23 protein-coding genes are annotated in these 25,314 nt (G+C 65.9%); 11 read left to right on the top strand and 12 right to left on the bottom strand.

What is annotated here, in order from left to right; genetic code table 11:
• Positions 1–5: 5 nt before the first annotated feature.
• From Q0316_RS02770 to Q0316_RS02750, 5 genes are all read right to left on the bottom strand, one after another.
• Positions 6–1,328, bottom strand: coding sequence for an ATP-binding protein (locus Q0316_RS02770; protein WP_298669360.1), 1,323 nt, complete (start codon positions 1,326–1,328; stop codon positions 6–8).
• A gap of 79 nt (positions 1,329–1,407) precedes the next feature.
• Positions 1,408–1,647, bottom strand: coding sequence for an XrtV sorting system accessory protein (locus Q0316_RS02765; RefSeq protein ID WP_298669357.1), 240 nt, complete (start codon positions 1,645–1,647; stop codon positions 1,408–1,410).
• 137 nt (positions 1,648–1,784) lie between these two features.
• A complete protein-coding gene (gene welK / locus Q0316_RS02760) occupies positions 1,785–2,801 on the bottom strand; it encodes a beta-1,4-glucuronosyltransferase WelK (protein WP_298669354.1) in 1,017 nt (338 codons plus the stop codon).
• The gene (locus Q0316_RS02755; protein ID WP_298669351.1) at positions 2,798–3,946 is read right to left on the bottom strand and encodes a glycosyltransferase; all 1,149 of its coding nucleotides are present in this window, start codon (positions 3,944–3,946) and stop codon (positions 2,798–2,800) included. Before Q0316_RS02755 ends, welK begins: the two co-directional genes overlap by 4 nt.
• Positions 3,947–3,958: 12 nt before the next feature.
• Positions 3,959–4,900 carry a glycosyltransferase family 2 protein gene (locus Q0316_RS02750; RefSeq protein ID WP_298669348.1) on the bottom strand — a complete coding sequence of 314 codons (942 nt, stop codon included), beginning with the start codon at positions 4,898–4,900 and terminating at the stop codon, positions 3,959–3,961.
• A gap of 212 nt (positions 4,901–5,112) precedes the next feature.
• Between Q0316_RS02750 and Q0316_RS02745 the strand changes: the two genes are divergently transcribed.
• From Q0316_RS02745 to epsI, 7 genes are read left to right on the top strand one after another with little or no spacing between them, the layout of a single operon-like run.
• Positions 5,113–6,000: a peptidyl-prolyl cis-trans isomerase gene (locus Q0316_RS02745; protein ID WP_298669346.1), complete on the top strand. Its 888-nt coding sequence runs from the start codon at positions 5,113–5,115 to the stop codon at positions 5,998–6,000.
• A 2-nt stretch (positions 6,001–6,002) separates the two neighbouring features.
• Complete coding sequence (locus tag Q0316_RS02740) at positions 6,003–7,247, top strand: outer membrane beta-barrel protein (protein WP_298669343.1); 1,245 nt, start codon at positions 6,003–6,005, stop codon at positions 7,245–7,247.
• A 19-nt stretch (positions 7,248–7,266) separates the two neighbouring features.
• Positions 7,267–8,130, top strand: a complete 864-nt coding sequence (locus Q0316_RS02735; RefSeq protein ID WP_298669341.1) for an SLBB domain-containing protein — start codon at positions 7,267–7,269, stop codon at positions 8,128–8,130.
• Between the two features lie 25 nt (positions 8,131–8,155).
• The gene (locus Q0316_RS02730) at positions 8,156–9,490 is read left to right on the top strand and encodes a Wzz/FepE/Etk N-terminal domain-containing protein (RefSeq protein WP_298669339.1); all 1,335 of its coding nucleotides are present in this window, start codon (positions 8,156–8,158) and stop codon (positions 9,488–9,490) included.
• A gap of 3 nt (positions 9,491–9,493) precedes the next feature.
• The gene (locus tag Q0316_RS02725) at positions 9,494–10,201 is read left to right on the top strand and encodes a CpsD/CapB family tyrosine-protein kinase (protein WP_298669337.1); all 708 of its coding nucleotides are present in this window, start codon (positions 9,494–9,496) and stop codon (positions 10,199–10,201) included.
• Positions 10,191–11,090: an exosortase V gene (xrtV, locus tag Q0316_RS02720; RefSeq protein WP_298669335.1), complete on the top strand. Its 900-nt coding sequence runs from the start codon at positions 10,191–10,193 to the stop codon at positions 11,088–11,090. Before Q0316_RS02725 ends, xrtV begins: the two co-directional genes overlap by 11 nt.
• Positions 11,087–11,788 (top strand): exosortase-associated protein EpsI, V-type, encoded by a 702-nt coding sequence (gene epsI, locus Q0316_RS02715; protein WP_298669333.1) that lies wholly within the window; start codon positions 11,087–11,089, stop codon positions 11,786–11,788. The genes xrtV and epsI overlap by 4 nt, the downstream gene beginning before the upstream one ends.
• A gap of 15 nt (positions 11,789–11,803) precedes the next feature.
• Here the strand turns inward: epsI and Q0316_RS02710 are convergent, their stop codons facing one another.
• Together Q0316_RS02710 and Q0316_RS02705 are read right to left on the bottom strand one after the other, a co-directional pair.
• Positions 11,804–13,072: a hypothetical protein gene (locus Q0316_RS02710; protein WP_298669332.1), complete on the bottom strand. Its 1,269-nt coding sequence runs from the start codon at positions 13,070–13,072 to the stop codon at positions 11,804–11,806.
• A gap of 26 nt (positions 13,073–13,098) precedes the next feature.
• Positions 13,099–13,230 (bottom strand): hypothetical protein, encoded by a 132-nt coding sequence (locus Q0316_RS02705; RefSeq protein ID WP_298669330.1) that lies wholly within the window; start codon positions 13,228–13,230, stop codon positions 13,099–13,101.
• A gap of 77 nt (positions 13,231–13,307) precedes the next feature.
• Between Q0316_RS02705 and Q0316_RS02700 the strand changes: the two genes are divergently transcribed.
• Positions 13,308–14,849 carry an oligosaccharide flippase family protein gene (locus tag Q0316_RS02700; protein ID WP_298669327.1) on the top strand — a complete coding sequence of 514 codons (1,542 nt, stop codon included), beginning with the start codon at positions 13,308–13,310 and terminating at the stop codon, positions 14,847–14,849.
• A gap of 90 nt (positions 14,850–14,939) precedes the next feature.
• Here the strand turns inward: Q0316_RS02700 and Q0316_RS02695 are convergent, their stop codons facing one another.
• Entirely contained in the window at positions 14,940–15,458 is a 519-nt protein-coding gene (locus Q0316_RS02695) for a PEPxxWA-CTERM sorting domain-containing protein (RefSeq protein ID WP_298669324.1), read from the bottom strand.
• Positions 15,459–15,668: 210 nt separating this feature from the next.
• Between Q0316_RS02695 and Q0316_RS02690 the strand changes: the two genes are divergently transcribed.
• The 3 genes from Q0316_RS02690 to Q0316_RS02680 all read left to right on the top strand — a co-directional run bounded on the left by Q0316_RS02690 (position 15,669) and on the right by Q0316_RS02680 (position 19,726).
• Positions 15,669–16,784: an acyltransferase gene (locus Q0316_RS02690; protein WP_298669322.1), complete on the top strand. Its 1,116-nt coding sequence runs from the start codon at positions 15,669–15,671 to the stop codon at positions 16,782–16,784.
• A 184-nt stretch (positions 16,785–16,968) separates the two neighbouring features.
• A complete protein-coding gene (locus Q0316_RS02685) occupies positions 16,969–18,513 on the top strand; it encodes an O-antigen ligase (RefSeq protein WP_298669319.1) in 1,545 nt (514 codons plus the stop codon).
• 115 nt (positions 18,514–18,628) lie between these two features.
• Complete coding sequence (locus Q0316_RS02680; RefSeq protein WP_298669315.1) at positions 18,629–19,726, top strand: right-handed parallel beta-helix repeat-containing protein; 1,098 nt, start codon at positions 18,629–18,631, stop codon at positions 19,724–19,726.
• A 43-nt stretch (positions 19,727–19,769) separates the two neighbouring features.
• Here the strand turns inward: Q0316_RS02680 and Q0316_RS02675 are convergent, their stop codons facing one another.
• The 4 genes from Q0316_RS02675 to cysD all read right to left on the bottom strand — a co-directional run bounded on the left by Q0316_RS02675 (position 19,770) and on the right by cysD (position 25,260).
• Positions 19,770–21,953, bottom strand: coding sequence for a hypothetical protein (locus Q0316_RS02675; RefSeq protein WP_298669312.1), 2,184 nt, complete (start codon positions 21,951–21,953; stop codon positions 19,770–19,772).
• 161 nt (positions 21,954–22,114) lie between these two features.
• Positions 22,115–22,378, bottom strand: a complete 264-nt coding sequence (locus tag Q0316_RS02670) for a hypothetical protein (protein ID WP_298669310.1) — start codon at positions 22,376–22,378, stop codon at positions 22,115–22,117.
• A 48-nt stretch (positions 22,379–22,426) separates the two neighbouring features.
• Positions 22,427–24,346 (bottom strand): sulfate adenylyltransferase subunit CysN, encoded by a 1,920-nt coding sequence (gene cysN, locus Q0316_RS02665; RefSeq protein WP_298669307.1) that lies wholly within the window; start codon positions 24,344–24,346, stop codon positions 22,427–22,429.
• Positions 24,346–25,260 carry a sulfate adenylyltransferase subunit CysD gene (gene cysD, locus Q0316_RS02660; protein WP_298669304.1) on the bottom strand — a complete coding sequence of 305 codons (915 nt, stop codon included), beginning with the start codon at positions 25,258–25,260 and terminating at the stop codon, positions 24,346–24,348. Before cysD ends, cysN begins: the two co-directional genes overlap by 1 nt.
• Positions 25,261–25,314: the final 54 nt, after the last annotated feature.

The raw sequence follows: 25,314 nt of genomic DNA, 5'->3' as shown, positions 1-25,314 counted from the left end.
TCAGATCATCCCGCGCACCGCGCCAGCCAGAGATAGAGCGCGATCGCATCATCGGCGAAGCGGAAATTGTCCGCGCCGTGGGAATTATCGGGGATGAGCACGCGCGCCTCCACCGCCTGGGCGATCAGCGCGGCGCGATCGGCATCCCCGGCAGCGGCGGCATTCACCAGCCCGAACGCGCGCAACCCTTCCTGCGCGATCGGCCCCATCGCCGCCGGCGTTGACATCGACAACAGCAGATTGAGGTGGAACTGGCTGCGCGGCGAGAGGCGCACCTTCGATTCCTGCATCACCCGCCCGATCGCGACGCGCACATCGTGCAGCTCCACCACTTCCTGCTCGCGATCGAGCGTGCTGCTGGCGGCATATTGGGCGAGCAACCCGGCGACATAGGGGGAGCCTTGCGCCGCCTCGATCACGGTGCGCCGCGCTTCCTCCGCGAACGTCAGCCCCGAGGTGGTTTCGCCGATGCTCAGCATCTCGCGCACCTCCTCCTCGTTCATGTTCGTCACCGGAATGCCGATGACGTTGCGGCGGATCGAGGGAATATGTTCGAACAGCTCCGAAAGGTTCCCGGCCACACCGGCGATGACGATCTGCACGCGGGCCGACTGATCCGACAGGCTCTTTATCAATTCCGCGATCGAGCGCTTGAACTCCGCCGAATGGGCACGATCGAACTCGTCGAGCACGAGCAGCACCCGCGTGCCGGAAACGCGCGCGAAAATCTCACCGAGCTGCACCGGCGTCACCGGGGTTTCGGGCAACAGATCGGCCAGCGTGCCACCGCGCTCCGCCGCTTCCGACGTGGGATCGAAATCGCTGTGATAGAGCAGGGGGATATCGGCGGCGCAGGCACGGAATACCGGATCGAACTCGGAAGTTTCGCTGCACGAGGTATAGCGCACGATATAGCGCGCCTCGCGTGCCAGGCGCGAAAAGACGTGGAGTAGCGAGGTTTTGCCCATGCCGCGATCGCCGAAGATCACGGAGTGGAGATGCTGCTCCTCCACCGCGCGGATCACCGCCGCAAGCGTTTCCTTGCGCCCGGCGAAACGCTTCGCATCCTGCACCGGCTGCGACGGCGTGAACGCCTGTTGCAGCTTGAGGCGGGCCTGATTGGGATTGCGCTCGCCACGCGTCGCGCGCCCGGTATCGCTCGCGCTGCTGCGGAAACGCGGCAGCGCCTCCGGCCCCTCGCCCTCGGGCAGTTCGGACGCGCGGCGGATCATCGGCCCCTGGCGAACCGCCGCGGCGGCCAGCGGCGCTGCGGGTTGCTCGACAGGCCGGCGGGCGGATCGAAAACTGAAAAAACGGGTCCAGATCATCACGCGCTCCGGAATGGCGGGAACAGGGCCGTGGAGCGATCCGCGGCGCGAGGGGCGGCGCCTAGCGCCAGGGCCGGGATCAGAAGCTGATCTTCGGCCGCAGCACGTAATAGATATAGGCGATCACCGCGACCAGCCCGATGATCGCGATCGCCACATATCCCTCGTTGCCGAGATAGTTGACGATCGCGCAGCCGATCGCCGGCGGCGCATATTGCCACAGCTTGTCGACGGGATTTTCCGCAGCCGAACGCTGCAGCAGCAGCACCACCAGCCCGGTGAACACCATCAGCGTCAACCAATCGAACGGGGTTTCCATCTGTCACCTCTGGTTACGCGAATCGACAATCGACATGGTGGGTTACCCGTCTGACGTGTTGTAGCAATCGCCCCCGTCTTACCCGGATTGAGGAAATGGCCCGTTAACGGCGTCCATGCAAGCCGGCGCGTGGACAATCAGCGGATCATTCCCGCCGCCACCCCATCGAGATAGGCGATCAGCGCCGATGGATCGGTGGTCGCCGCCACCGGCTGGCGGCGGCGCGCGCGATCGAGCGCGGGGCCGAGCGGCTCGTCGGCGCCCACCACCTCGATCAGCCCGCGTTCGGCGAAAGCGGCGGTGATTTCGGCCTGATGATCGTCATAATGTTCGCCAAGCGCGAACAGCCGCGGCACCGCGATCACCCGGCAATGCGCGCGGAGCGCGGTAATCAGCGAGCCGGTGCCGCCATGGCACACCACGATATCGGCACGTTCGAGCAGCTCGCGCACCTCGCCGAACGGCAGCGTTTCGACCGAAGCGAGCGTTGCCGGCTGCTGCCCGCCAACCCCGCGCTGGAGCACGATGCGCTGCGGAATCTCGCCGGCGGCGTGCGCCTCCTCGACCAGCCGCACCAGCCGGTCGAACGGCAGCGTCGCGCCGACCGTCGCGAACAGCAACGGCTCTTTCTCCGGCGGCGGGCCATCGAGCGTGCGGAACGGATCGAACACCAGCGCGCCGCGCCACTGCGCCGCGCTTTCCGCCGATTGCGCGATTCGCACATGCGCGATCCACCCCGCCAGCCGCGCGAAGCCCGACGGGCGGGTGAAGCGCGCGAACGAATCAATCAGGATCACATGCGCGCCGGTGAGCCGGGCGAACAGCATGACGAACAATTGCGAACCGGCGCCGGTGGTGATGAACAGGTCCGGGCGCCGCCGCGCGATGATCCGCCATGAGCGAAACACGCTGCGCCACGCCTCGGCGATCATCGTCCACGGGCGCCCGAGCCGCGCCTGCCCGATCGCGAAATGCGGGACGAAATGCGTTTCCTCCTCCTCGGCGATCGAGCGGCCGAGCGCGGTATCCTCGGTCACGAAGAAGCGCGGATATTTCTCCCACACCGGCTTCAAGTCGAGGATCTGGCGGACATGCCCGCCCCCCGATGCGGCGAGGCAGATCGTCGGCAGGCGGGGATCGGCCCCGCCGCTCATCGCACCACCCGCATCAGCGCGTCGCGATAGCCCGCGAGGATCGCATCGCGACCGAATCGCGCCGCCGCGCCGCTTTGCTGCCACTCGGCGAGCGCCTGTTTGCGCACGTCATTCTCCACGATCAGCATGTCCATCCCCCGCGCCACCGCGCGGGGATCGCGCGCGTCGACGCCGATCGCGAACGGGCAATCGTCGAACCAGCCGTCCACCGCCGCGCCGCGCGGATAGACGATCGGGCATCCGGCGAACAGCGCCTCGATGAACACCAGCCCGAAGCTTTCCCGGCGCGAGGGCAGCGCGAAAACCGCGCAACTGTTCATCCATCGCTGGAGATCGGCGGGCGTGAGCGCCCCGATGCGCCGCGCGATCCCGCTCACCCCCGCATGAGCAAGCGCGCGATCCACCGCCGCCGCGCTCGCCGCGTCGCCACCGCCGGCGATCTCCAGCGCGCCTCCCCGTGATAGCGCGGTCGCACGCGCCAGCGTGGCGATATTCTTGTTGCGCCAGTGCATGAGGTGAAAGGCGGTACCGATCGCCGCCCGCGTCGCGCGCGGCGCGATCACCGCTTCGCTCGCGGGGATGCACGGCAGGTCGATCACCGGCCCGGCGCGCGCGCCGAATCGCCGCGCGCACCAGCGCGCGATCCACGGCGCGAACGCGATCACCGCCGCCGCATCATGCCACAACCGGCGATAGGCCGCATGAAGATCGCGCCGGATGCGGACGATCTTCTGATCGCTATTGCCCTGCAATGTCAGCAGAAAAGGTATGCCGAGCCGCTCCGCGACGCGCCGTGCGGCGAGCCCCTCCACGCTCAGCTTGTGCGCGTGGATCGCTGCGGGCGCGATGCCGCGCCCGCGCAGATCGGCGAGGATCGCATCGGCCACGCGTTCCATCGCGGCGGCGAGGAACAACCCGCGCGCGGGGGCGACATAGCGCCAGCTCGCCACCGTGCCGTCATCCGCCACCGGCTCCACCAGCCCCGGCCTGCGCCACCCGCGCGGCGCGGCGATGCGATTGAGCGAATAGACGCGGTGCGTGAAATCCCGCGCCGTCCCCTCCACCAGCGCCGCGATCACCCGCGTCTTTACCGGCTGCGCGGCATCGGGATAATCCGCGCTGACATGCACGATGAGGGGGGGCATCGCGTCCCCCCGTCAGTAACCGGCGAGCCAGTCGCGCCGATTCCGCCAGATCTGCATCAGCCGCGCGCGCTCGTCGGGATCGCGCGAAAGCCCGGCGCCGATGCGCCGTGCCAGCCCCCACAGCCACAATTGCGCGATGCCCAGCGGCGCGAGCCATGCCGGCCAGTGATCGCGCACCAGCGTCGCCTTGGCGCGCATCACCGCGACGATCTTGTCCCCGCGCTTGCGGGTGGATGCGCCGACGAGGTGCATGATCTGCGCATCGGGCGTTATCATCGGGCGATAGCCGAGCGCGCGGGCGCGCAGGCACAGATCGGCATCCTCGCCGTACATGAAATAGCGCCGGTTGAATCCGCCCAGTTCGCGCCACAGCGCGGTGGAGATCATCAGGAAGCACCCGACGACGATATCCACCTCGCGCACGCTATCGCGCCGCCAGCCGCCCATCGCCTCCGGATTGAACAGCGAGGAGCGCGGGAAGGCGCGCGCCAGCCCCGTCGTCTGGGTGAACAGGCTCCACGGCGTGATCCGCCGCCAGCACGAGGCGGGGTTGAGCGAGCCATCCGGGAACACCGTGCGCCCGCCGGTGACGCCGGCCTGCGGGCGGGCCTTGGCGAAGGCGAGCAGGTTGGCGATGGCGTGCGGGTGGGTCTCGGTATCCGGGTTCAGCAGGCACAGCCACGGCGTCGTCACGGTTTGCGCGACGAGATTGTTGGCGCGCGCGAAGCCGATATTTTCCGGGTGGGCGATCGTTTCGATGCCGGGAAACGCCGCCGCCACCGCTTCCGCGCTGCCATCGGCCGAAGCGTTGTCGAACACCACCACGCGCATCGCGACCGGGCCGGCATTGGCGAGCAGCGTCTCCACCGCGCGCAACGTCAACTCACGCGTGTTGTAGCTGACGACAATCACCGTCACCTCGGGCACAGGTTCGGAAGGCGGCGCCATGCTCATGCGGGAAGCGATAGCCAAGCCGGGCGGTGTCGGTCGAGCGCTTTGTTCAGGCGTCCGCCCCCGCTACGTACCGCGCCGGGACCGGCGAGCGTGGCGACGGCCTGCCGCTGGCGGGAAGTTTCATCAAGTATCAACTTCCAAGTCCTATCATCACCATAGAATTACGGCTATAAACCACAACGCTCGCGTCATTTTGGGGGAATAAAAGAGACATGCTGAAGAAAAGCGGCTCTATCACCGTGTTGTTCGCCTGCGCGGCGCTCGCGGGTTGCGGCAAGGGAGCGGCCAACGGCGCCCCGCCGACCGGCCAGGTCGCGGCGACGGTGGACGGCAAGGAAATCACCGCCTCCGAAGTGCGGCTCGAACTCGGCCCGCTCGCGGGCGATCCGAGCGCCAGCGAACGCGCGCAGCCGGCGGCGCTTCAGTCGATCGTCAACCGCAAGATACTCGCCGACGCGGCGGTGGAGCGCGGGCTGGACAAGACGCCCGCGGCGGCGATCCTCCTCCAGAAGGCGCGCGATATGGCGCTGATCCAGCTTCTGGAACAAAGCGTGCGCGCCAACCTGCCGAAGGTGTCGCCGGACGAGGCCGCCGCTTATGTCCGCGATAATCCGCAGGCATTTGCCCAGCGCCAGCTCGTCTCGGTCGATCAGGTCATCGTCGGCCCGGTCAAGCCCGAGCTTGTCCAGCAACTCGGCCCGCTCAAGACGATGGAAGAAATCACCGCGCTGCTCGACAAGAACAACATCGAATATCGCCGCAGCGCGGCGGTGATCGACCCGATGACCATCCCGCCGGAAGCCGCCAAGCAGATCGCCGATCTGAAGATCAACGACGTGTTCATTCTGCCGAACAACGGCGGGGTGATGGTGGCGCGCATTCGCGAACGCCAGTCGCAGCCCTTCTCGGGCAACGAGGCGAACCAGATCGCCACCCAGATCCTCACCAACCAGCGCGCGCAGAACATCGTGCGCGAGCAATTCGCCCAGATCATCAAGCAGGGCGAGGCGAAGGTGAACATCAATCCGCAATACAAGCCGCAGGCGGCGCCCGCCGCCGCGAAGGCGGGCGCCGCACCGGCGCCAGCCAAGGCGAACTGAGCATGAGGGCCGTCGTTCGCACCCCGCACGCGCGCGGAATCCGCGCAGGCGCCGCCGTGCTGGGTGCGGCGACGGCGCTGATCGCCGCCAGCGGCGCCGCAGCGCAAGCCGTGGACCCGGCGCAGGAGGGAATCCACGTCAACGCGGGGCTGGATGTCAGCTACGACAGCAACGCCGCGCGCTCCGCCGGGCTGATTCTCGCCAACGGGCGGCAATCCGACGAACGCGCCACCCCCAGCCTCAGCGTGTCGATCAGCAAGACGCTTGGCCGCAACTCGCTGACGCTCAATGCCAGTGGCGGTTATGATTTCTATCGCCGCAACAAGGAGCTGAACCGCGAGCGACTCGGCTTCGACGCCGATCTCGCGCTGGTCGGCGGCCCGTGCGTCATCAATCTGCAGCCAAGCATCTCGCGGGCGCAAAGCGACCTTGGCGATATCGTCCCGATCGACATCCCCGGCAGGCGCAGCGTCCGCAACACCCAGACCACGCAGAGCTACGCCGGCGAAGTGCAATGCGGTGACAGTTACGGGCTGCGACCGCTTATCACCGCGGCCCATACCGCCGGCAACAACAGCGAGCCGCTGCGTCGCATCTCAAACTATCGCTCGAACACCTATGGCGCGGGCGTCGCTTATGGCGATCCGATCTATGGCGAGCTTGCGCTGCGCGTGACGAAGCAGGACACATCCTATCCGGATCGCCCGGCGATATTCGGCCCCGGCGACTTTTCCACCAGACGCGTCGCGCTCAACGCGCAGCGTTCGATCGGGTCGACGCTGACCGGATCGGCGGGCGTCTCCTATGTGATGGTGCGCCCGGACAGCGGCTCCGCGGCGCGGGATTTCAACGGCTTCGGATGGAATGTCGGGCTGGCGATGTCGCCCAGCCCCGATCTTCGCGTGAACGCGAACACATCGCGCGACATCTCGCCCTCGCTTGGCACCGATTCGCTCTATCAGGTCAACCGCAGCTATTCGCTGGGTGCCGACTATGCGTTCAGCGACCGGCTGAAGGCCAACGTCAGCGGCTCGATCGACAAGGTGCGCTATAACGGATCGGGTGGCGTGTTCGGCCCGGTACTGGCCAACTCGCTCAACCACCGGCTTACCGCGTCGCTGAGCTTCATTCCGTCGCAGCGGCTCACCTATACGCTATACGGCGGCTATCAGGACCGCGAGACCAATAACACAATTTATAACTATCACAGCTATTTCATCGGGCTCCGCACTTCAATCGCACTCTGATCCGAGAAAACGCAAGACCATGCCGCAGATACGCCGCCTCCTCCGCCATCTCTCCCTGATCCTAATCGCCTGGCTGGCGATCGGCCCCGGCGTCGCGCTCGCGCAGAAGGCGCCGCCCCCGCCGCCGCCAGCGGCGACCGCCGCCGCGCCCGCCGCCGCCGACAAGCAGCAGAACAGCCTTGCCGACGGCTATGTCCTGGGCGTGGGCGACGTGGTGGAAGTCTCGGTGCTGGGGCGCGAGGAATTCAAGTCGCGCGTGCAGGTCCAGGTGGATGGCACGATCCAGCTACCCTATATCAAATCAATCCCTGCCGAGGGCAAGACGGTGCTCCAGTTGCGAGAGGAGGTGCGTCGGCGGCTCCAGCAGGGCGGGTTCTACACCGATCCCGTGGTCAGCGTGATCGTCGCCAGCTATACCGCGCGCTATGTGACGGTGCTGGGCGAGGTGGGCACGCCGGGGCTGGTGCCGGTGGATCGCGCCTATCGCCTGTCGGAAATCATCGCGCGCGTCGGCGGGCTGCGCCCGACCGCCGCCGACGATATCCAGGTCCGCCGCGCCTCGGGCCAGGAATATTCGTTCGAGATGAACGAGATCGCCAGCGGCGGCCCCGACAAGGATATTTTCGTCGAGCCCGGCGACAAGATCTTCGTGGCAACCGCGCCGACCTATTACATCTACGGCCAGATCGCGCAGCCCGGCTCGTATCGCATTGATCGCGGCATGTCGCTGCGCAAGGCGATCGCGCGCAGCGGCGGGCTCACTCCGCGCGGATCGGAAAAGAAGATCAAGCTGTTCCGCGACGGGAAAGAGGTCAACCACATGGACCTTTCCGACATGGTGAAAAACGGCGACACGATCGTCATCGGCGAACGCTTCTTCTGAGAAGGCCGCCGAGGGAGCGCTGGTTATGAGTTTCGTACAATTCTTTCGTATCCTGTGGGTGCGCCGATGGATCACCATCCTGACGACGCTCGCCTGCTTCCTCGGCGCGATGTTCGTGGCGAGCCTGCTTCCCCCGCGTTACGAGGGGAATTCGCGGCTCATCCTCGATCTGGTGAAGCCCGATCCCGTCACCGGCGAGATGATCGGATCGAATTTCGCGCGCGCCTATGTCCAGACGCAGACCGAACTCATCAAGGACTATCGGATCACCGGCAAGGTGGTCGACGATCTCGGCTGGACCTCATCGCCGCAATTGGCGGCGGCCTATGCCGAGCGATCGAGCAACGACAAGCGCGATTTCCGGCGGTGGCTGGCGCAGCGCATCTCCGACAATACGCACGCGGATCTGATCGACGGCTCCAATATCATGGAGATCCAGTTCACCAGCGACAGCCCGGCGAATGCCGCGCGTGTGGCCGATGCCCTGCGCACCGCCTATGTCGCCGAAACGCTGGCACTGCGCCGCGACGATGCGATGGAGAACGCCGCCTGGTTCCGCAAGCAGGCCGATCGCGTGCGCGCCGATCTCAACGCCGCCGAGAAGAAGAAGAGCGATTTCGAAAAGGCCAACGGAATCATCCTTCAGGACAATAATGTCGACGCGGATACCGCCAAGCTCAATGCCCTGGCCGCTGCCCAGCCCGTCACCAGCGCCGCGCAGATGTCGTTCAACCCTGGCATTTCGCCCGCGCAGGCGCAGCTTGAGCAGGTCGATGCGTCGATCTCAAACGCCGAAAAGGTGCTTGGGCCGAACAACCCCGATCTGATCGCGCTGAAGAAGCAGCGCGATGCGCTCGCCCAGGTGGCGCGCACCTCCAGCCCGACGGTGACGCGCGGTGCCGCCGGCCCGTCGATCGCGAGCCTTTATTCGGCACAGCAGCAAAAGGTGCTCGCGCAGCGCGGCAAGGTCGCCGAGGCGCAGCAGCTCGCCGCTGATGTCGCGGTGCTGCGCGATCAATATCAGAAGACGCTGCAGAAGGCGGCGGACGAGCAGCAGCGTAGCGAATCCACCATCACCGGCCTCACGCTGCTGGGCAATGCGACCGAGCCGACCTCCCCGTCCTTCCCGCGCTGGCCGCTGGTGATCGCGGGGTCGCTGATCCTGGGCCTGCTGTTCGGCCTGTTGCTGTCGCTGCTGGTCGAGCTGCTGGCGCGCCGCGTGCGTGGCCCCGAGGATCTCGCCATCGACGGCATCCCCGTCATCGGTGTGATGGCGCCCGCCCCGCAGCCAACGCCACGCCGCCGGCTGTTCCGCTGGTCGCGCGGCGATCAGGACGCCACGCTGGCGCAAGGTGCCTGACGCATGAACATCTCCCAACAGATCGCCAGCGGCGACGATCATGCCGGCGCGCCGGGCATCCCGATCGACGATCGCTTCACGCTGTCGTCGTCGCTCGTCGCGCTGGGCGACCCCACCGGCGTGCAGGCCGAATCGATCCGCGTACTGCGCGCGCATATCGTCGCCAAGCATCTGCGCGAGGGCCGGCGCTCGCTGGCGATGGCCGGCCCTGCGTCGGGCGGTGGATGCAGCTTCGTCACCGCCAATCTCGCGGTCGCGCTGGCGCAGACCGGGGCCAGCGTGCTGCTGATCGACGGCAATATGCGCGCGCCGCGGCTCGACGCTTTCTTCACCCCGCGCGAAGCGCCGTTCGGGCTCTCGGATTGCCTGTCGGATCACAGCATCGGCTTCTCCGACGCGGTGCAGGACGATGTGCTGCCACGGCTGTCGCTGCTGTTCGCCGGCGCTCCGCGTGAGGACGCATCCGAATTGCTGAGCGGCGCGGAGTTCAAATCGCTGATCGAAAGCTGCATCCGCGATTACGATATCGTGCTGATCGACACGCCGCCGGCGAATAATTTCGCTGACGTGCGGCGGATCGCCTCGGTCACGCGCTATGCGATGATCGTCGCGTGCCGCGATCGCAGCTATGTACGCGACGTGCGGACCCTGATCGAGGAACTGGAGAGCGACAAGTCGCAGGTGATCGGAACCTATCTCAATGTACGCTGAGGCGGGCGCGCGAGGGCGGGCAACACCGGGCGAGGGCGGATCGGCGACGCGCGATTTCGTGCGCCGGCACTGGCCGATGCTGCTTGGCCTGCTCCTGCTCGCCATCCCGACCGTCATCACCCTCGGCCGTCAGGCTTGGTCGACCGAGGCCGGCGCGCACGGCCCGATCGTGCTGGCGACCGGGCTCTGGCTGCTCAGTTACAATCGCATCGTGCTCGACAAAGGGGTGCGCCAGCCGCGCGCCACATTGTTGCCGCTCATCATCGCGCTGCCGCTTTACGTCGTCGGGCGCGCCTATGATTTCCTGAGCGTCGAGGTCGGCGCGCTCTATATCGTTTTCGTCACCGCGCTGGTGCAGGTCGCCGGCCTTGCCGAGGTGCGGCGCAACCTGTTCGCCCTGTTCTACCTCGCCTTTGTCATCCCCCCGCCGGGCTGGGTGATCGACTATCTCACCGCGCCGCTGCGCATGTTCGTATCCTATGCCGCGGTCGGCGTGTTGCAGCCGCTGGGCTATCCGATCGAGCGCTCGGGCGTTTCGCTGACGATCGCGCAATATCAATTGCTGGTCGAAGACGCATGCGCCGGGATGAATTCGATCACCGGGCTGATCGCGATCAGCCTGTTCTATATCTATCTGATGCACCGCGCCTCGTGGCGCTATGCCGCGCTGCTCGTGATGATGATTATCCCGGTCGCGGTGTTCGTGAACATCCTGCGCGTGATCGCGCTGATCCTGCTGACCTATTATTACGGCGATGCGGTCGCGCAGGGCTTCATGCATGTCACCACCGGGCTGGTGCTGTTCGTATTCGCGATCGCCAGCATCTTCCTGATCGACCGGCTGTTGCAGAAGCTGCTGGCCCGTCGCCGCGCGGAGGGCGCGGCATGATCGAACGGCGCGAATTCATGTTCGCCGGCGCCTGCGCCGCCGCGCTCGGCACCGCCGAATGGCTGCGCCCGCGCAAGATGCGGCTGCTGCTGCCCGAAAACGAGAAGCTCACCAACGTCATCCCGCAGCATTTCAGCGGATGGGATGCAGGCGGTGGCGGCGATATCGTGCTGCCGGATATGGCCGACAGCCTCGCCGCCAAATTGTATAGCGAGCGGGTCGCCCGCTCCTATCGCCGCACGATCCAAGATCAGCAGCAGGACGTGATGATGCTGATCGCTTACGGCCGGTCGCAAAGCGACGTGCTGCAACTTCATCGCCCGGAAAAATGCTATCCCGCGACCGGCTTCGCCGTCACCGCGAGCAAGCTGTTCCCGCTGTCGATCACGCCGAACGTCGCCGTGCCGGCGGTGATGCTGACCGCCGAGATGGGCTCACGCGTCGAAGACATCGTTTACTGGACCCGGCTCGGCGAGATGCTGCCGCAAACCTATAACGAGCAGCGCTGGGCGCGGTTCGAAACGGCGCTGCACGGCTATATCGCCGATGGCGTGCTGGTCCGCGCCTCGATCATCCGCACCGACGGCATATCGTCGTTCGACGTGCTTTCCGCCTTCCTGCGCGACATGGTGCTGGGAATAAAGGCGAATCGCCGCGCGACGATGATCGGCGACACGCTGGCGCAACGACTGGCCTGAGGCGTCAGCGCCGCCTCAGCCGCCCGCGCCCCAGTGCAACGCCAGTTTCGCCGCGAGCGCCGGCAGGAACGGATAAAGATCGTCGGACAGATAGGCGGGGCGGTGCGATCGACCATTTGCGCCAACCGCCGGATCGGCCTCGAACCGCGCGCACGCCGCGGTGAGCGCCGCCGCGATGCTTTCCGGGCGGATATCCTCAAGCGCGACGATATTGTCATGCGCCCGCGCCATCACCTTGAACGCATAATCGTTGGTGACGGTCAGCACGCCGAAATGCGCCATTTCCAGCGGCGGATAGCTTGGATGCGGCGAGGCCATCAGCGATAGCCCGATCGCCGTGCCGCGCAGCATCCCTGCATAATCGTCGAGCGACAATTTGCCCGCCGCGCGCAATTCCACCCCATGCCCCAGCGCCAGCGGGCGATGCGGCGCGCCAGCCGAGATCACTTCCCACCGCGCCGCGCCGGGATAGCTGGCGGCCCATTCGCGCAGCCCGGCGACCACCGCCGGGAAGCAATTGCGCGGCACGCCGGGGCGGCCATAGACCAGCAGCCGGCGGGTGCGCGGCACGGGACCTTGCGGCAGAAACGGGCGCAGCGCGGGCGAGAGCGTCGGCTCGATCACGAACGCCTCCTCCGGCGCCACGCCGAGCGCCGCGAGATAGCTCGCCAGTTCTGCGCTGTTATAGATCGCCCACCACGGCCCCTCCCCGCGCAACGCGCGCCATGCCACGAGATGGGTGGAGGAAAACGGATAGAAACCGGGCTCGAAATCCTGGCAGATATAGATGCAGGGCGCGCGCTTCCCCCCGGCGGCCTGCGCCTGCGCGGCCACCAGCGCCTGCATGTTGAGCATCGTCCACCAGTTATAGCCGATGAAGATGTCGCGCGCGCCCACGCCGATCCGTGGCGCATCGGTGGCGCGCGGCACGACCGTCACCCTGGCCGGTTCCAGGCCGATCCGGCGGCAGGCGGCATCGAGGACGCTGCGATCCGGGGCGGGGTTGAAATCGTCGATGATGACGCGCGCCTGCGCGCCGGTCGCGGCGGCAAGGCGCAGGTAGAAATCGAGGCCGGTCAGCACCCCGCCGAACGCCATCCGCGGCTCGATGCTGGGAATGACGAGGTTTAGGCGCGGACGATCGTCCGCCTCCGGGAACACGTCATAGCCATGGAGGACGCGTTGCTCCTGCGGCGGCTGGCCCAACAGGCCGCGCGCCGCGCCGACCACGCGATGGATGAAAGGCGGCGCATATTGTTTGAATCGTTCGCGAAGCCCCGGCATGATCCTTCCTTAGGGTTCAAACTCGATCAGGACAACGCCGTGACGGAGAGCGGGCGGCGATAGCGATCGAGCGCCCCGACCGGCGCGCGCACCACGCCCGGCAGATGCACGCCGTCCCACGGATACGCACGCCGGACAAGCCGCCCGGCGTGTCGCATTCTGGCATGGCCCAGCCTATCGAACCGGAAAGGGGGCGCTTGCCACATCGCGTCGCGCGGTGGCAAGGAAGCGACCGATGCAGCCCCCCTCACCAGAGCGCGATCCGGCCCCCGCGCCGAACGTCCGGGCACGGGCGGCGACCGGCGCGTCGACGCTGGTGTTCGTCAATCTCGTCAGCCGCGGCATGGGGATTTTCAGCATCGCGGTGCTCGCGCGGCTGCTGACGCCCGGCGATTTCGGCATCGTGTCGCTGGCGATGATCGTCGTCGAATTCGCGCAGATGCTGACCGATTTCCAGCTCATCAAGGCACTGCTCCGCCATCCCGGCCGCGATCAGCATCTTTACGCCACCGCCTTCACGATGGCGATGCTGCGCGGCCTGCTGACCGCGATCGGCATCGCGCTGGCCGCGATCCCCGCCGCGCTGCTGCTGCACAACCAGCAGGTGCGCGATGTGCTGCTGGTGCTCGCCATCGTGCCGATCATTGATGGCCTGCGCAGCCCGCGGATGGTCGATTATCTGCGCGATATCGATTTCTCGCAGGACGCCGCGGTGACGATCATCGGCCGGGTGGCGGGATTGCTGGCGATGATCGCGGTTGCACTGGCGACGCACAGTTACTGGGCGCTGGTGACCGGCACCGTGGTGGCAAGCATCGCGATGACCATCGCCACCCATTGGTTCAAGCCGTTCCGGCCGCGCCTCGCGCTGCGTGATTATGGGCTGTTCCTTGGCTTCGGCGGCTGGATGTCCGCGGCGGCGATCACCAATTACGCCAGCTCGAAGCTGGATGCGCTGATCGTCGCCGGACGTTTCAGCGTCGCCCGGTTCGGCGAATATAATCTCGGTATGCAGATATCGACGATCGTGACCAATCAGCTCGCCGACCCCTTCGAGCGGGCGATCTTCTCCGCGCTCTCGTCGATGACCGACGATCTGCCGCGCCGGTTGCGCGCCTATGACAGCGCGCAGGCGACGATATTGGGCGTGCTGCTGCCGATCGGTTTCGGCATGGCGCTGGTCGCGCACGAGGCGATCATGGTCGTGGCCGGCCCGAAATGGGCCGATGCGATCTGGGTGGTACGCTTCGTCGCCCCGCCCATGGCGATCGCCACCGTCGCCGTCTGCGCACAGGCGCTGCTGATGGCGGAGGGCGACACACGGACTGTCTTCATCCGCAATCTCATCGGCCTGGGCGCGCGGTTAGTCGCATTGTGGGTCGGCGTGGTGCAGTTCGGCCTGACCGGACTGCTCGCCGGATATGCGATCAGCAACATCTTCTATCTGTTCCTCACGCTGCAACTGGCCGCGCGCCGCTTTTCGATTCCGCTGCTGTCGCCGTTCCTGCTGGCGTGGCGCAGCTTTGCCGCGACGGGCGCGATGATCGCGGCGGTATTGGCGTTCGATGCCACGCTGGCGCTGCCGTCGGGCACGGGCTTCATCGACAATCTCGCCATGCTGGTGGCCAAGGGGGCGATCGGCGGGCTGACCTATGCCGCCGCGCATATGCTGCTCTGGCTGGCGAGCGGGCGGCCGCCGGGTTTCGAGCGGTTCATGCTTGATTACATCGCCCATGCCAGAACGTCGGTGCTGCGCCGCTTCACCAGCCCGGCCTGAGGCCGCTTCGTCACGCGCGGGGGCCGCGGCTGACCGCGTCGGTTCCCGTCACGCGCCATTTCATCCCGTTGCCGGGGGCGTTCCTCGAAGTCAGCGCCCGCCGGACGAAGCGAGGACAACCAGCCTCGCGCGGCGTCGGCGGAGCATCGCCCCGATCATGCCGAATCCGCTCAACAGGCAGAGCCAGGTGGCAGGCTCCGGCACATCCGAGCCGAGGAACAGCGCGACAAACGATCGCTCCCCCTTCCTTTCCGCCTGCCGCCCTTCCGCACCGGGGGAGACGCGGAAATCCAGCAGCCGATCGAGCGACACTTCGTTGGGAAGATCGAAGCGGCTGGCCAGCGCCTGCGCGAAGATCGCGTTATTGGCCAGTGGCGTCTGGACGCGACTGGCCCAACCCGTCCGCTCGGCGGCGGCGCGCGCGGCATCCTCCATCCCGCCCCACACGCCGGCGCTTTCGATCCTCGCATCGGCGCCGGTGATTTCCGCCGGCGCGGACTGGCCCTGGCTCACCTGTTCCAGATAAACCACCCTGGCCAAAACCGGCGACGACGACAGCAGCGCCACCGCGATCAGCGATCCCCGCCAGATCCGTTCGCGCCAGTCCACCAAAATCATTCCTTCACCAATTAGGCGATATCAGCGGTTTACGCCTCGCTGATCCGGCCAACAATGCAAATCGCGCATCCAATGGAGAATCCTGTCGGACAATTCAAACGCTTTACCCTCCTCCCCACGCGCGCCGATGGCGCCCCCGTCAACGCAAGAGCTTGCGCGCCATCATGGCGGATGCGATGCATTCGCCCGGCTTGTGCCGGAATGGCCGCCAAGATGCCGCATCATCCGATTAAGGGCCTGATGAACGCCACCCCTCCCCAAGTGCCGATGGTCAACAATCTGACGCTGGTGAGGCTGGTGCTCGCATCGGCGGTGATCTGGTCGCACAGCATCTGGCGCATCACCGGCGCCGACACCAACGATCCAACGGTGTGGCTGATGGGCGAGCCGGTGTCCTCCTTCGCGGTCGACGGCTTTTTCTTTCTCAGCGGCTTTCTGGTTTACAACAGCCTGCTGCGGCGCGGCAGCGCGTGGGATTTCCTGTTGGCGCGGCTCGCGCGGCTGTGGCCGGGGCTCGCGGTCGCGGTGCTCGTGATGGTGACGGCGGGTTTCTTCATCGCCGGCCTGCCGCTGAGCGAGTATCTGAGCGGAGACACCGCGCGGTTCATCGCCAGCAACCTCTCGCTGGTCAAAGGACATTATACGCTGAGCGGGATCGGCACCGAAAGCGCGCCGATCACCATCAACGGCTCGCTGTGGACGATCCCGTGGGAGATGCGCTGCTATCTTGTCCTGTTCCTTGCCGCGTTGCTGAGGCTGTCGGGCCGGGAACGCGTGGTGGCGCTGCTGCTGGTGCCGACGCTGCTGTTCGCGATCGTCGCGCATCTTCCCGCATTTCAGGCGCTGGCCGGCGGCGACCCCTCGCGCGGCGCGCTCTACAATCTGATGCTGTTCGATCGCCTGTGGTCGATGTTCGCGCTCGGGATCGCCGCGCTGATCTTCTGGCCGTGGCTGCACCGGCGCCTGTCATGGCGCGTCGCGCTGCTGGCGCTCGTCGCGCTCGCGCTCAGCGTCCATTTCTTCCCGATCCCGCATCTGGCCGGGCTGGTGACGGGCTATTGCGTGTTGTGCGCGGGCTTCCGCACCGGCACCGCGGCCGCGCGCTGGCCCGATTACAGCTATGGCATGTATATCTATGCCTTTCCGGTGATGATGGCGATCGCGGCGGTGGCGCCAAGCCATTCCGCGCCGCTGCTCGCGCTGCTCACCGCGGTGGGGACGGTGCCGCTCGCCGCCTTGTCCTGGCATTTCGTCGAGCATCCCGTGCTCCGGCATGTCCGCGAGCGCCGGCGCGCGCGCAAGGAGGCGCGCGCATGATCGCGCCGCCATCGCCCGGCGGGACGGTGATTTCGCCATTTGCCGCTTTCATTCCGGCGCCCGCCGCGCCATCGCTGCACGGCGGCACGGGGCGGCACCCCGCCTGTTTGGGTGGACTTGACCAGCGATGATCTCACGCAAATTCTTCCGGCGATCGCCGCGCAGGCCCCGGTTTCAGCCCGCGGTGCTGGGCAGCTACACCACGCCGGGCTTCTGGCAGCGGCATCGCATCAAGCTGCTGCTGCTCGTCTCGCTATATTCGTGGTTCGTCGGCATGTTCTTCGCCATCACCACCACCTATTTCCTGGTGCCGCTGCTGATCCCGCTCGCGTTGCTCGCGACATTGGTGATCTGGCTGCTACCCGATCTGGGCAAGGCGCCGACTAGGCTGATGGCGCATGGCGTATTCGCGTTCGTCATCGTGCTGCTGTGCTGGCCCAATTATATCGGCATTGATCTGCCGGGGCTGCCGTGGATCACGCTGCTGCGCCTCGTATCGCTCCCGCTCGGGCTGGTCCTGCTGGTCAGCCTGTCAGTGTCCCGTGAATTCCGGCGCGAGCTTGTCGACACATTGTCGGTGATGCCAGCCGTGTCGTGGCTGCTCGGCGTTTTCGCGGTGATCGCCTTCCTGTCGATCTTCTGGTCGACCGGGTTGGCATATTCGGCGAACAAGTTCAGCGTCGCGATCTTCAGTTGGTTCGCACCCTTCTTCGCGGCGGTTTACGTCTTTCGCACGCCGGGCCGGTTGCGGCAGTTGGCGATCACCATCTGGGGGATCACGATTTTCGCCAGCCTGATCGGGCTTGTCGAGGCGCATGAACAGCACGTCCTATGGGCCGGCCATCTGCCGAAGCTGCTGTCGATCCAGGACGAAACCGTGATGCATATTCTGGCGGGCGCGACACGCGGGTCGACCGGGAAATATCGCATCGTCAGCGTTTTCCCGACGCCGCTGAACTTCGCCGAATATCTCGGTCTGGCCATGCCGTTCATCATGCACTTCGGCCTCACCGCGCGGCGCCTGTTCGTGCGCGTCGCCGCATTCGTCACCATCCCCGCGATTTTCTGGATCCTCACCCACACCGATTCGCGCATGGGGATGATAAACTTCTTCCTGGCGGTCCTGTTCTATCTGTTCTTCTGGAGCCTGCTCTATCGCCGCAAGCGGCCGGACAGCCCGATCGGCACGATGGTGCTGGGCGGCTATCCGGCGTTGTTCGTCGCCTCAATCGCGTCGGCGATCTTCGTCGGGCGGATTCGCCATCTCGTCTGGGGCGATGGATCACAGGAATCCAGCAACGACATGCGCAAGGCGCAGATCGAGATCGGCATTCCCAAGATCCTCGATCGCCCATGGGGATGGGGCATGGGCCGCGCGCCCGAGACATTGGGCCTGCCGTCGATCGACAATTTCTATCTCACCGTCGGGCTGGAATATGGCCTGATCGGCTTCGTGGTATTCTTCGGGATGTTCGCGATCGCGATCTGGAACGGCCTGCGCCGCGCCATCATTTTTCCCGATGGCGAACTGGGCCTGATCGTGCCGCTGTGCATTTCGCTGATTAACTTCGTCATCGTGAAGCTCACGCTCAGCCAGCAGGATGCGCATGGCTTCGTTTTCGTGATGCTCGGCGCGCTCGTCGCGTGCTGCTGGCGGATTGATCGCGAGGTCGCGCCGACGGGCGCCGTCCGGCAGAAATCCGCCCCCCGTCCGCTCGCGATATCGTGATCCGGCGCGCTCGCGCGGAGGCCGCCTCGCGGGCGGATCACCCTCCGGAGCGGGCGCGCCCAAGCACTTGCGCGGCTTCGGGGATTCACGTAACCCGCGCCTGCGAGGTGCATTGATGCGAAACCTGTTGGCGCCTGTCTTGCTTCTGTGCGCGGCCCCCGCACCGATCAGCGATCAGCAGAGCATATCGGCGGTCATCCCGCAGGGCGATATCAGCGCGGCGCAATGGACCGCCATCCTGAAGGCGGCGCGCGCCGGCAGCACGATCGATCTCGGCACGCGCCGCGTCACCTTCGAGCGTTTCAAGGGGCTCGCCAATGTGACGATAAAAGGCGGGGTGTTCGGCGCGATCACGCTCGATCAATGGCGCAACGTCACCTTTTCCGGCACCCGCTTCGAGCCATTCCCCGGAGACGATCCTCGCGGCCCGTTCATCATCGCCTACGACCCCGACGGCCTCCACTTCAACCACACCAAGTGGAGCGGCACGACGACGCCGGACAATCAGCTTGCATTTTCATCGCTTAGCATACGCGGCGGCAACAACGTGGTCGTTTCGCATTCGTCATTTCGCGACATGGCGAACTTCATGGCGTTTCTCCGCACCACCAATGTGCAGGTTACCGACAACGATTTCTCCAATATCCGCGAGGGCGTCCAACTGGTCGGGACGAGCAACGCCCTGGTTGCCCGCAATTCGTTCGGCCCGTATCGACCGGCGCCGGGCGACCATGCGGATGCCATTCAGTTGTTCACCGCGGGCCTGAAGCAGCCCGACGATCATGGCGCACGCGATGTCGTGATCGAAAACAATCTGGTCGATCCGGGTGTGGGCCAGCGCACGCAGGGCATTTTCATCCGTGACGAGGCGAATCTGCACGCCGCCGGGCGCGGTTACAGCAACATCATGATCCGCAACAACCTGCTGGTCGGAACGGGCTGGCACGGCATCTCCGCGGTTGACCCGGTCGAGCGACTGACGATCGAGAACAATCGCCTGTTCATCCGCCACGGCCCCGACAAGGTGACCGACAATTGGATCATGGTGGAAGCAGGCGGCGGGATCGTGCGCAACAATACCGCCGGCAGCTTCCTCTTGAACAAGCACGTTCAGGCGCAATCCAACAAGGCGGGGCGCCGCCCGGCGAAACCCGCCGACATCCAGCAAGCGGAAGCGGTGTGGCACGCCACGGTGGCACGCCCCGCCAACTGACCGACGGCGGCCCGGCAGCATAGCCGGATGCGCCCTGCCCCTTTTAGCTGTACGCCCCCGCCGCGTCCGCGCCGCTGGTCGGTCGCGCGGCGCCGGCCAGATCGAATGCCAGCCCACGCGCCATCACCCGCCCGCGCGCCGGGCTCCCCGGCTTGAGGCGATAATCCCCGCCGCCCACGCCGTAAGCGGTCGGGCCGGTCATCGCCTGATAATCCATGAACAGCGGATCGCTGCGCACGGTCGCGCTGGTGCCGATCGACGCGCCGATGCCGGGGTAAAGCTGCGAGAAGCCGCTGCCGGTCGCCGCGCCGTCCGCTGCGCAGAATTGCGAGAACTCGCCCTGACAGCCCACCCCATGGACATAGGCGAGTTGCCCGATGCGGTTCGGCGCTTCGGCTGGATTGGAGCCGCCGTAGAAGATATCGCCCTTGGTGTTGATCGCGCAGTGGATGTTGCCGACCGCGCGGATCAGGCGGTGCTGGCGGCGGTTCGTGCCGGTGCTTTCATCGTAGAAATTGTTGTTCCGCCCCGTGCCGTAAAAGCCGGTCAGCGTGTTATGCGCGATCACCGTATGCACGGTATCGCCATTCGCATTGTCCGATGACAGGCGCAGCGCCGGGCTGCCATTGGCATGGCCGCCTGCCACCTCGAACAGATTCTGCACGATGGCGATGCCGGTGATCCTGTCGCCGGGATTGGCCGCGTCGATCGCGAAGCCGGGCGCGATCGCCTTCATCTTCAGCAGCCGGTTGGCATAGCTGATCGCGCCCCTGGTCGCGTCGGTATAGCCCTGGCTGCCGGGCTGCTGGAGCGTGCAGCCGACGAGCACCCATTGCTCATAAGCGCCATTGTTGAGATCGCCGACAACACCGCGCGTCATGCGGATTTGCAGCCCGGTATTGAGGCTCAGCCACAGGTTCGTCGTCGCGAACGCCGCACCGAAGAAATAGCCATGCGCATTCTGCCACGGCGATGCCCCCGCCGTATCGTTGATCGCGACGTTCCAGAATTGCGCGCCGATCGGCACGCCGGTCTCCGCGAAGATTTTCTGCGTGTTGACGGTGCGCGCGATCGACAGGTCGCAGAAGGTGATGTGCGGCTCCAGCCCGGCGATCGAGCAGGTCATCTGCGGCCGGAAATAGCTCGATCCGAAATTGAACACCGCCTCGCCGCGCGCGGTGCCCGGCGCGCGTTCGATCACCGGCCCGGCGGCCCCTTGCGGGAAGGTGACGGTGGTGCCCGCACCGTTGTTTACGGTGTTGTCGACGATCCGCACCCGTGCGCCCGTGCCGGTCTTGTCGGGCGTGCCGCGCGTCGCGTGCTTGATCGCGGCGAACGCGCCGAGCACCGTCGCGAACGGCGTCGCCAGCGCGGTCGCGGCATTGGTGGACCACACCCCCGTCGCATCCGATCCGCCCGCCTTGACATAGGCCAGCGGCGGCGCGGCGGCCAGCGCCGCATCCTTGTGATAATAGCGCGTGGAAAATTCACGCGGGGTCGCGTTGGTCGCGCTGTCGAGGATGGAAGACGCATCGCCGATCCACGGACAGACCTTTGCGTCCACCCTTATCGTGCCGGTCGCCAGCGCCGAAATGTCAGTGGCCGGCAGGGCATATACTTCGACCGGGTTGGCATCCTCGACCGATGTGGAGATGACCGTCGCGCCCACCGCCACCGTGATCGTCTTGACGCCGTCGGTGATCGTGTAAACGACGCACGCGACCTGCCGGTTCAGGCGGAAGTCACGATGAAACGCGATCACCTCGACCGGCGCGCCGGTCCCTGCGCCGATCGTGTTACCGATCAGCAAGCGGCTCGGCGTGACGAATGCCGCGACCGGCTTCGGGCTCGTCTCGCTCGAATTGTTGACGACGCCCGCAATCGTGTCGGTCGCATAGACGTAATCGTCGAGCGCGACGGTCTGTGCGGTGGCCAGCGCGTGGTTGGGGTAGGCTTGCCGCTTGCGCTTGGTGATGATGCGGGTGTCGCTGTGGCTCACCGCAGCCCCGCTCGCGTCGAACCCGGCGCGCGACACCGCCACCGTCTTCGGCGCAGTATCGGGCGCCATCTCGCTCGGCAGCGTCAAGGTTATCGCGGGCAGGTCGCCCGGCACCGCATATTCCGCAGACCAGCCCTCCACGTTGATCGAGGCGATGAGCGGGGCCGACGCGGCAGGTGCATCACCGCGAGCGCGGATCGTGGTGATGGCGAGATCGAGCGCGATCATCGGCGCCCTCCCGCACAGGGGATCGAACACGGAGTCGCGCCGCACCGCGCGCCGGTTTGATATCGAGGAATCATGGCCAGCCCTTCGCTTCTGGCCGGCACCATGCCGGCGGAAAGGCGGATCAATTAGGCCAGAACGACCGCTGTAGGAAACCTATTTGGTTATGAGAGGGCGTAAATCGCCCCGCCGATCGCCGCCCAGAGTAGCAGCGAGGCGCCCAGCATCACGCCAACGCGCGCGCTGAGCGGCAGCATTTCCGGGCTGGGATGCGCAGGCGACGGCGCCCCGAATGCGCCAAGCAGGCGATCCTGCAACGCGCGCACCGGCGAATCGCCCGCCGCCCCACCCGCGATCCAGCGTGGTTCGGGCAGTGGTAGCGAGTGCATCACGAGATCGTCGCGATGGCGTGGAGCCGGCTGTGCCATGGCACTCACCCTGCCCCATGCGCGGTTAACGGATGGTAAAGTCGCGCGTCAGGGGATCAGGCGCCGCACGATCAGTTCCGCCGCCTCCTCCGCGGTCATGCTCATGGTATCAATATGGATTTCTGGATCGTCCGGCGCTTCATAGGGCGAATCGATCCCGGTGAAGTTCTTGAGCGCCCCGCTGCGCGCCTTGGCATACAGCCCCTTCACGTCGCGGGCCTCGGCATCGGCGAGCGGCGTGTCGATGTGCACCTCGATGAACTCGCCCGGCTGCATCATCCGCCGCACCATCTCGCGCTCGGCGCGGAAGGGCGAGATGAACGCGGTGATGACGATCACCCCGGCATCGGTCATCAACCGCGCGACCTCGCCGACGCGGCGGATATTCTCGACGCGATCGGCATCGGTGAATCCGAGATCCTTGTTGAGGCCGTGGCGCACGTTATCGCCATCGAGCAGGAAGGTGTGGCGGTTCATCCGTGCCAGCTTCTTCTCGACGATATTGGCGATGGTCGATTTCCCCGCGCCGGACAGGCCGGTGAACCACAATACCATCGGCTTCTGGTTCTTGAGCGCGGCGCGCGCCTCGCGGCTCACGTCAAGCGCCTGCCAATGGACGTTCTGTGCGCGGCGCAGGCTGAAATGCAGCATCCCCGCCGCCACCGTCGCGTTGGTCAATTTGTCGATCAGCACGAACCCGCCCAATTGGCGATTGTCGGCATAAGGCTCGAACACGATCGGGCGATCGGTGGAGAGATTGGCGACGCCGATCGCATTCAGATCGAGCGTCTTGGCGGCAAGATGCTCCAGCGTGTTGACGTTGATCTGATATTTCGGCGCCTGCACCGTCGCGCTCACCGTCTGGGTGGCGAGCTTCAGCCAGTATGAGCGACCGGGGAGCATCTCCTCCTCCGCCATCCACACGATCACCGCCTCGAACTGATCGGCTGCCTGCGGCGGCGCGTCGGCGGTGGCGATCACGTCGCCGCGCGAGCAATCCACCTCGTCGGCAAGCGTCAGCGTCACCGATTGCCCCGCCACCGCTTCCTCAAGATCGCCATCGAGCGTCACGATCCGCGTGACCCGCGAGGTCTTGCCAGACGGCAGCACGCGGATCGCATCGCCCGGCTTCACCCGCCCGGTCGCGATCAGCCCGGCAAAGCCGCGGAAATCGAGGTCCGGCCGGTTGACCCATTGCACCGGCAGCCGGAACGGCAAGGCCTGATCGCGTTCCGCATCGAGCGGCACATTCTCCAGATGCTCGATCAGCGCCGGCCCGCGATACCAGGGCGTATTGAGCGAGAGCGCGGTGATATTGTCGCCTTTGAACCCCGAAATCGGGATCGCGACGAAATCGGCGATGCCGATCGAGCGCGCGAACGCATCGTAATCCGCGACGATCGCGTCGAACACCGCCTGATCGTAATCGACCAAATCCATCTTGTTCACCGCCAGCACCACGTTCCTGATGCCGATCAGATGCGCGAGATAGCTGTGCCGCCGCGTCTGGGTGAGCACGCCCTTGCGCGCGTCGATCAGGATCACCGCGAGATCGGCGGTGGACGCGCCCGTCACCATGTTGCGGGTATATTGTTCGTGGCCGGGCGTATCGGCGACGATGAACTTGCGCTTTTCGGTCGCGAAGAAGCGATAGGCGACGTCGATCGTGATGCCCTGTTCGCGCTCTGCGGCAAGGCCGTCGACCAGCAGCGCGAAGTCGATCTCCTGCCCCTGCGTGCCGACCTTTTTCGAATCCGCTTCGAGCGCGGCGAGCTGATCCTCGAAGATCATCTTCGAATCATAGAGCAGCCGCCCGATCAGCGTGGATTTGCCGTCGTCCACCGAGCCGCAGGTGATGAAGCGCAGCAGCGATTTGTGCTGATGGCGATCGAGATAGGCATGGATATCCTCGGCGATCAGCGCATCCACCTGATAGGCGCTGTCCGAAGCGGGAACGGTCGTTGCCATCAGAAATACCCCTCCTGCTTCTTCTTTTCCATGCTGGCCGATCCCGCATCGCGATCAATCGCGCGGCCCTGCCGCTCGCTGGTGGTGGTGAGCAGCATCTCCTGGATCACTTCCTCCAGAGTCGCCGCTTTGCTCTCCACCGCGCCGGTCAGCGGATAGCAGCCGAGCGTGCGGAAGCGGATCGAGCGTTCCACCGGCACCTCACCCTCGGCGAGCGGGAAGCGATCGTCGTCGACCATCAGCAGCAGCCCGTCGCGCTCCACCGTCGGGCGCGGCGCGGCGAAATAGAGCGGCACGATCGGGATGCGATTGAGCTGGATATATTGCCAGATATCCAGCTCGGTCCAGTTCGAGATCGGGAAGACGCGGATGCTCTCGCCCTTCGCCTTTTTCGTATTGTAGAGGTTCCACAATTCCGGGCGCTGGTTTTTCGGATCCCAGCGGTGGTTGGCCGAGCGGAAGCTTATCACGCGCTCCTTGGCGCGGCTTTTCTCCTCGTCGCGCCGCGCGCCGCCGAACGCCGCATCGAAGCCATATTTGTCCAGCGCCTGCTTCAGCCCTTCCGTCTTCCACATGTCGGTGTGCAGCGGGCCGTGATCGAACGGATTGATCCCGCGCTCCTCGGCTTCGGGGTTGCGGTAGACGAGCAATTCCATGCCCGATTCGCGCGCCATCCGATCGCGCAATTCGTACATCGCCCTGAATTTCCATGTCGTATCAACGTGAAGCAGCGGGAACGGCGGCGGCGCGGGATAGAAGGCCTTGCGCGCCAGATGCAGCATCACCGCCGAATCCTTGCCGACCGAATAGAGCATCACCGGCTTTTCGCATTCCGCCACCACCTCGCGGATGATGTGGATCGATTCGGCTTCGAGCCGTTCGAGATGGGTGAGCGTTCTGGCGGCGATCGTCATGCCTTGCGAATTGGGCGGCTGGCATTTGCGCGCCACCTCCCATATGGGAGGTTG

The organism is uncultured Sphingomonas sp., from assembly GCF_937871615.1.
Classification (GTDB): domain Bacteria; phylum Pseudomonadota; class Alphaproteobacteria; order Sphingomonadales; family Sphingomonadaceae; genus Sphingomonas.
The sequence above is the reverse complement of the archived record's forward strand: the minus strand, read 5'-3'. Positions and strand labels throughout refer to the sequence as shown.

Coding starts and splice junctions, on each gene's coding strand:
- Q0316_RS02770 (WP_298669360.1), bottom strand. CDS start 1,328: ATGATCTGGACCCGTTTTTTCAGTTTTCGATCCGCCCGCCGGCCTGTC.
- cysN (WP_298669307.1), bottom strand. CDS start 24,346: ATGGCAACGACCGTTCCCGCTTCGGACAGCGCCTATCAGGTGGATGCG.
- Q0316_RS02700 (WP_298669327.1), top strand. CDS start 13,308: ATGCAGCCCCCCTCACCAGAGCGCGATCCGGCCCCCGCGCCGAACGTC.
- Q0316_RS02675 (WP_298669312.1), bottom strand. CDS start 21,953: ATGATCGCGCTCGATCTCGCCATCACCACGATCCGCGCTCGCGGTGAT.
- Q0316_RS02765 (WP_298669357.1), bottom strand. CDS start 1,647: ATGGAAACCCCGTTCGATTGGTTGACGCTGATGGTGTTCACCGGGCTG.
- Q0316_RS02755 (WP_298669351.1), bottom strand. CDS start 3,946: ATGCCCCCCCTCATCGTGCATGTCAGCGCGGATTATCCCGATGCCGCG.
- Q0316_RS02730 (WP_298669339.1), top strand. CDS start 8,156: ATGAGTTTCGTACAATTCTTTCGTATCCTGTGGGTGCGCCGATGGATC.
- Q0316_RS02680 (WP_298669315.1), top strand. CDS start 18,629: ATGCGAAACCTGTTGGCGCCTGTCTTGCTTCTGTGCGCGGCCCCCGCA.
- epsI (WP_298669333.1), top strand. CDS start 11,087: ATGATCGAACGGCGCGAATTCATGTTCGCCGGCGCCTGCGCCGCCGCG.
- Q0316_RS02705 (WP_298669330.1), bottom strand. CDS start 13,230: ATGCGACACGCCGGGCGGCTTGTCCGGCGTGCGTATCCGTGGGACGGC.
- Q0316_RS02735 (WP_298669341.1), top strand. CDS start 7,267: ATGCCGCAGATACGCCGCCTCCTCCGCCATCTCTCCCTGATCCTAATC.
- xrtV (WP_298669335.1), top strand. CDS start 10,191: ATGTACGCTGAGGCGGGCGCGCGAGGGCGGGCAACACCGGGCGAGGGC.
- Q0316_RS02670 (WP_298669310.1), bottom strand. CDS start 22,378: ATGGCACAGCCGGCTCCACGCCATCGCGACGATCTCGTGATGCACTCG.
- welK (WP_298669354.1), bottom strand. CDS start 2,801: ATGAGCGGCGGGGCCGATCCCCGCCTGCCGACGATCTGCCTCGCCGCA.
- Q0316_RS02710 (WP_298669332.1), bottom strand. CDS start 13,072: ATGCCGGGGCTTCGCGAACGATTCAAACAATATGCGCCGCCTTTCATC.
- Q0316_RS02725 (WP_298669337.1), top strand. CDS start 9,494: ATGAACATCTCCCAACAGATCGCCAGCGGCGACGATCATGCCGGCGCG.
- Q0316_RS02740 (WP_298669343.1), top strand. CDS start 6,003: ATGAGGGCCGTCGTTCGCACCCCGCACGCGCGCGGAATCCGCGCAGGC.
- Q0316_RS02690 (WP_298669322.1), top strand. CDS start 15,669: ATGGCCGCCAAGATGCCGCATCATCCGATTAAGGGCCTGATGAACGCC.
- Q0316_RS02750 (WP_298669348.1), bottom strand. CDS start 4,900: ATGAGCATGGCGCCGCCTTCCGAACCTGTGCCCGAGGTGACGGTGATT.
- cysD (WP_298669304.1), bottom strand. CDS start 25,260: ATGACGATCGCCGCCAGAACGCTCACCCATCTCGAACGGCTCGAAGCC.
- Q0316_RS02745 (WP_298669346.1), top strand. CDS start 5,113: ATGCTGAAGAAAAGCGGCTCTATCACCGTGTTGTTCGCCTGCGCGGCG.